Genomic DNA, 3,719 nt, shown 5'->3' with positions numbered 1-3,719 from the left:
AATGCTTGGATAAAAGCGCGTTTTTGTTTAAGTGGAACTCGCCATAAATAGCGTTGCAAGGCGACGCTTAATGCATTGTCTACCAATAACAACTGCCACAATTTTTCTGTAAAGGCTAAATTTAGTTCGCCCTGTTTGAGGGTTTGACGAATCGCTTGTTGGCTTTCATCAATTAACATCTGTTGGAAGCGCAGTGGATCATGTTCGATTTGTCTCATCAATAAGTCGCGTTGCGCTTGAGATAATGTGCTCGTCATAATTATGCCTCCGCCATCACAGCCGCGTTGAAATGGATAATTTCAGCATCACACTCATCAGCGATACGTGAAGCTCGGCTAATTAACTGATCATTTATTTCAATATTGTCCAGTGCATTGGAAATAACGCGGCTAACCACTTTTGGTACGCCGTTATCTACTATCGTGACTTTTTCAAACAATTCACCTAATTGTTGGTAACAGGTTTTACAATCGGTACATTTTCCTTGGTCTTCATCGTTGATAAAAACTAAGGGAGCGTTGCTAGTGTGCGGCTTTTGTGGCTTAGCTACGATTGGACTGCTCGTTGATGCAGCTGTTTCTACCTGTGTGATCGGAATTGCTTGCTCAGCGGAAAAAGAGTTCGTTGTCATAGCTAGCTCTGCCAATCCATTAGCCATATTATCAATAGCCTGTTCTTTGGCTTCGATAGCTTGCTGATAGCGTTGTTGCCATTGATTTATTTGCTGTTGATAATCTTGTTCTGTTTTCACATAGTGTTGACCGCTGAAGTATTGCAACATACGCCAATTACGTAAGCGTTCTTCTGTTAGGGCAATAATAGAATCTGAAACGCATAATCTAATTAAGTGGCGTTGTTTATCTGTTGCCCATACAAATGGTGCATTATTGATGCGCTGTGCAGGACTAAGTGCGATGTAATCAGCCACTTCTAGTTGCGTTACACTGTTATCGATCGCTTTGAAATGTTTTTTAAAGCGTCCTTCATGCAGAGCAAAATCAGCGGGGGTGAATGGTAGTTGTTTCAATTGAGTCATACCATCATGATCGGTATAAGTAATGGTTTGCGTTGCCCAATCCTGTAATAGCTCAGGGTTTCCTTCTAATGAGAAGCGTTCTGCTAATGTTTCACCTTTGCGTGGGTCATGAACAAAAACTGGATTCATACGACTTTCAACTGCCAATCGAGAATGACGCGTACTAGCATCATCTGCAATTCCTTGTTCACCCATGCATGGTGTATAGACATCAAACAAAGCGGGAGAATCTTGATAGTTCAAATATTCCATCAGATTAGAGGTGAAGTGTCCCTGCAGTGCTGTTGAGGTTTGCACCACCATTACTTTTGGATGGAAACTCGCAATAATACCTAGCTCTTTACGTGCTTCCTCTTTACCGCTATGTGCTATGCCATAACGACTGAGATCCGAATCTTGCGCGGTGAAGCTCGAGGTAGACGCTTGGCCACCCGTGTTGGAGTAACTACCTGTATTAAGCACCAATATTTTTATTGGTGTTGATGTTGTTAATAAACGTGACAGCGCACCAAAACCAATATCATAAGTTGCACCATCTCCTCCGATGCTAAATACAGTGGGTAATAATGCCAGTTCATGATCTGAAAATTGTGTCCACTCAAGATAACGTAGTTGCTGATCATGTACTTGTGGATCGTAGCAATCTTCAATATCTAATTGCGCACTGCGAATCGCTTTAAATTGTGCAATTTGATTGGCAACTTCACCCTCAAATAAACCTTTGGCAAGAGCAGGGGTATCTTGGAATAAGCTATTTACCCATGGATCATTATAAGGATTTGCTGGGAACGTTGATGCATAAACACTACTACAGCCCGTTGCATTGGCAATCAGTGCATCCGAAGGGCCGTTACCCGTCGGGCCATGTTCAAAGTGGAATAAACGCTTATCTAATATTGCAATGGTTTGTTGAATACGTTCAAACCTGAGAGGATCACTTTCACTCATCACATTATCAATGAGCTTAGTTTGTAGCTGTTCAATCAGGTTTTCTAATTGCTCTGTATGCGATTTGTAGCGTTGTTGCTGTAGTGCTCTGTTTATTGAAGTCACTAAACGTAGCGCAGTTACCTCACCGCAACCTCGACAAGCACCATGCCCGGTACTCATTGCATAATAATTATCACGATCTAATAATAATCGTTTTACTTCACCGCTGGACTTAGATGCCTGCTCGATAAAACGAATAGGGGTGCTTGGCATCTCCGCTAACCTATTAAAGCGTTGATGCATAAGCGTGTTTAGTTCGTTAGTTTGGCGCACTTTTTCAAGTGCATTAGGGCCACAAACCTCGACACATTCCATGCAACCACTACATTTACTTGGATCAATCGCTACGCTAAATAAGCCTCCCGACCCTGGTCGTGTTTTTTCCATGGCATCGAAAAAAGGTTTGGTGCGGCTCATCGGTGCATCTTCAAGTAGCGCACAAACATTGCCCATGTGCTGTTGCATCATCTGGTTATCGAATGTCATATTATCGATAACACTTGCCATCACGACATGAAGGGAAGATGTGTCGCCTTTTGCTGCACTGAGATATTGTTGGCGAATCGCATCACAGATAAGAGGAACTTGCGCTTTGATCAAGTCACCCTGTGCTGGCGGTATTTCAAGTTGAGCGATGGTGGTATAGAGAATATCGTGGAGTTCATGCACTGAGTTAGGTATTGCCCCATCTGGACAAGCAATTGTGCATTCCATACAACCTGTACATTTGTCTACGTTGAATAGAGGGACATTTAAGCGGAATAAACCTTTGTCTTTGGTTATTGCACTGGTTGGTGGTAGGAACATGCCAGAGCCTGGAATAACAGGGGCCTCACTGATACTACCGTCTGCGTATTTTTTACCGGCAATGTCATCAAAATAAGCTTGGTCGAATAAACCACAACTGGCGTTACTGGGTTTATTATGTTGTTTCTGCGCCGCTATTTCGATTTTTTTATTGTCAGTAAAATCAGCATAGTTGACTGCTTGTGTTGCTTGCACGCCATCTCGAATGACGGCCATATTACCTGCTACAACATTTTCACCTTTGGCCCCAAATTTTTTATTAATTTGTCGTTCAATACGTTCTAGCATTTGCTGTGTATCAGTATTCGCAATTACCTGTTGTGCATGTCCACACAAGGCGCCAATAAAGGCTATACCCATCATTCTAATTTCTAAGTCAGGAGTAGGGGCGTGTTTATGAGCGACTTTAAAGGCATCAACGATATAAAAGTTAATATTTTTGTCACGTATGTATTGACGAGCAGATTGTGGTAATTCCTCCCATACTTGCTCTGGTGTATGGTGGGTTTGTAATACAAAGGTGCCGTTCTGTGATAGTCCTGCTAGTGGGTTAGTATGCATGAACACCTTATGATCTGGCGACAAGGCAATATCAATTTGCTTTAATTCAGCGTTGGTAATTTTGATTGGTTCGGGTGACAAGGTAATAAAAAAGTTAGTTGGTGCACCACTTTTTTCTGAGCCGTATTTAGGCATTGATTTAGAATGTAAACCTAGGGCACCTGCAAGAATATCGGTAAGCAATTTACCCGTAGCTATGGTGCCATAACCCCCAACAGAGTGAAAACGAATACGGATTGCGCTTTCAGGTAATAGGTTTGGATTTTTACCTGTTTCTAATGCCATTAGTTCTGTGTCTGGGTAGGCTTGGCGAAGGCGTTGTTGG

2 protein-coding genes are annotated in these 3,719 nt (G+C 42.3%); both read right to left on the bottom strand.

From position 1 onward, the window contains the following. Positions 1-257: hypothetical protein (locus QNK26_RS04725; RefSeq protein WP_319221149.1), on the bottom strand; the 257-nt coding region annotated here is incomplete at its 3' end. A 2-nt stretch (positions 258-259) separates the two neighbouring features. Beyond that, on the bottom strand, positions 260-3,719 hold a 3,460-nt coding region (locus tag QNK26_RS04720), incomplete at its 5' end, for a 2-oxoacid:acceptor oxidoreductase family protein (RefSeq protein WP_319221147.1).

The organism is Moritella sp., from assembly GCF_033791185.1.
Classification (GTDB): Bacteria; Pseudomonadota; Gammaproteobacteria; order Enterobacterales; family Moritellaceae; genus Moritella.
The sequence above is the reverse complement of the archived record's forward strand: the minus strand, read 5'-3'. Positions and strand labels throughout refer to the sequence as shown.